Annotated in this window: 1 protein-coding gene; it reads left to right on the top strand. The window is 74.1% G+C overall.

All coding sequences use genetic code 11. The features are described from left to right. A partial coding sequence (lon, locus tag UWG_RS0111975) for an endopeptidase La (RefSeq protein WP_016907452.1) occupies positions 1 to 1,912 on the top strand: 1,912 nt, incomplete at its 5' end. Between the last annotated feature and the right edge of the window lie 58 nt (positions 1,913 to 1,970).

Here is a 1,970-nt window from a genome sequence, read left to right as displayed (position 1 = left end):
CCTGCCGTTCCTCACCGCCGCGCAGAAGCGCACGCTCCTGACGACGCTCGACCCGCTGGAGCGGCTGCGCCAGGCCGTCGCCGCGCTCCGTGAGCACCTCGCGGAGCAGGACGTCGCCGAGTCGATCGCCAAGGACGTGCAGGAAGGCGTCGACCGCCAGCAGCGCGAGTTCCTCCTCCGCCGCCAGCTCGACGCCGTCCGCAAGGAGCTCGCCGAGCTCAACGGCGAGCCGGAGGACGAGGGCGAGGACTACCGCGCCCGGGTGGAGGCGGCCGACCTCCCAGAGGAGGTGCGCAAGGCCGCCTTCAAGGAGGTCGAGAAGCTGGAGCGCGCCAGCGACCAGTCCCCCGAGGGCGGTTGGATACGCACCTGGCTCGACACGGTCCTCGAACTCCCGTGGAACTTCCGCACCGAGGACGCCTACGACATCCCCGGCGCCCGCGAGGTCCTCGACGCGGACCACGCAGGGCTCCAGGACGTCAAGGAGCGCATCACCGAGTACCTCGCCGTCCGCAAGCGCCGCGCGGAGCGCGGGCTGGGCGTGGTCGGCGGGCGGCGCGGCGGTGCGGTGCTGGCGCTCGTGGGGCCTCCAGGGGTCGGGAAGACGAGCCTCGGCGAGAGCGTCGCGCGGGCGATGGGGCGCGAGTTCGTGCGGGTCGCGCTCGGCGGCGTGCGGGACGAGGCCGAGATCAGGGGGCACCGGCGCACCTACGTCGGCGCGCTGCCGGGGCGGATCGTCCGGGCGGTCAAGGAGGCCGGCTCGATGAACCCCGTCGTCCTCCTCGACGAGGTCGACAAGGTGGGCGCCGACTACCGCGGCGACCCCTCCTCCGCCCTGCTGGAGGTCCTCGACCCGGCCCAGAACCACACGTTCCGCGACCACTACCTGGAGGTCGAACTCGACCTCAGCGACGTCGTCTTCCTCGCGACGGCGAACGTCCTCGAGGCGATCCCGCAGCCGCTCCTCGACCGCATGGAGGTCGTCCAGCTCGACGGGTACACGGAGGACGAGAAGGTGACCATCGCGCGCGACCACCTGCTCCCCCGCCAACTGGAGCAGGCCGGGCTCGTCGCGGACGAGGTCGGCTTCGACGAGTCGGCGCTGCGCAAGCTCGCCGCCGAGTACACGAGGGAGGCCGGCGTCCGGAGCCTGGAGCGGGCCGTCTCGCGGGTGCTCCGCAAGGTCGCGGCGGAGCGGGAGCTCGACCGCGCGGAACTGCCGTACCGCGTCGGTGTCGACGAGCTGCGCAAGCTCATCGGGCGGCCGCACCACACCCCCGAGTCGGCGCAGGACCCGGCCGAGCGGCGCACCGCCGTGCCGGGTGTCGCCACCGGGCTCGCGGTGACGGGCGCGGGCGGCGACGTCCTCTACGTCGAAGCGTCGCTCGCCGATCCCGAGACGGGCGCGTCGGGCCTCACCCTCACCGGGCAACTCGGGGACGTGATGAAGGAGTCGGCGCACATCGCGCTCTCCTACCTGCGCTCCCGCGGGGTCGAGGTCGAGCTGCCCGTGGGCGACCTGAAGGACCGCGGCATCCACCTCCACGTCCCGGCGGGCGCCGTCCCCAAGGACGGCCCGAGCGCGGGCGTCACGATGACGACGGCGCTCGCCTCGCTGCTCAGCGGCCGCCAGGTGCGCCCCGACGTGGCGATGACGGGCGAGGTGTCCCTCACGGGGCGGGTGCTGCCGATCGGCGGTGTCAAGCAGAAGCTGCTCGCCGCGCACCGCGCCGGGGTCACCACGGTGATCATTCCGCAGCGGAACGAGGCGGACCTCGACGACGTTCCCGAGGAGATCCTCGAGGGGCTCGACGTGCACCCCGTGACCGAGGTCAGGCAGGTGCTCGAACTCGCGCTGACGCCGGCGGAGTCGGCGGCCCCGCCGGCGCACGAGGTCCCGGTCGCGGCGTGACGGACGCGGCCGGTGCGGCGGGCGGCCCGGCAGGGGCCTCCCGTGCCGCAGCGGGGCG

This window comes from Streptomyces xiaopingdaonensis, from assembly GCF_000262345.1.
Classification (GTDB): domain Bacteria; phylum Actinomycetota; class Actinomycetes; order Streptomycetales; family Streptomycetaceae; genus Streptomyces; species Streptomyces xiaopingdaonensis.
The sequence above is the reverse complement of the archived record's forward strand: the minus strand, read 5'-3'. Positions and strand labels throughout refer to the sequence as shown.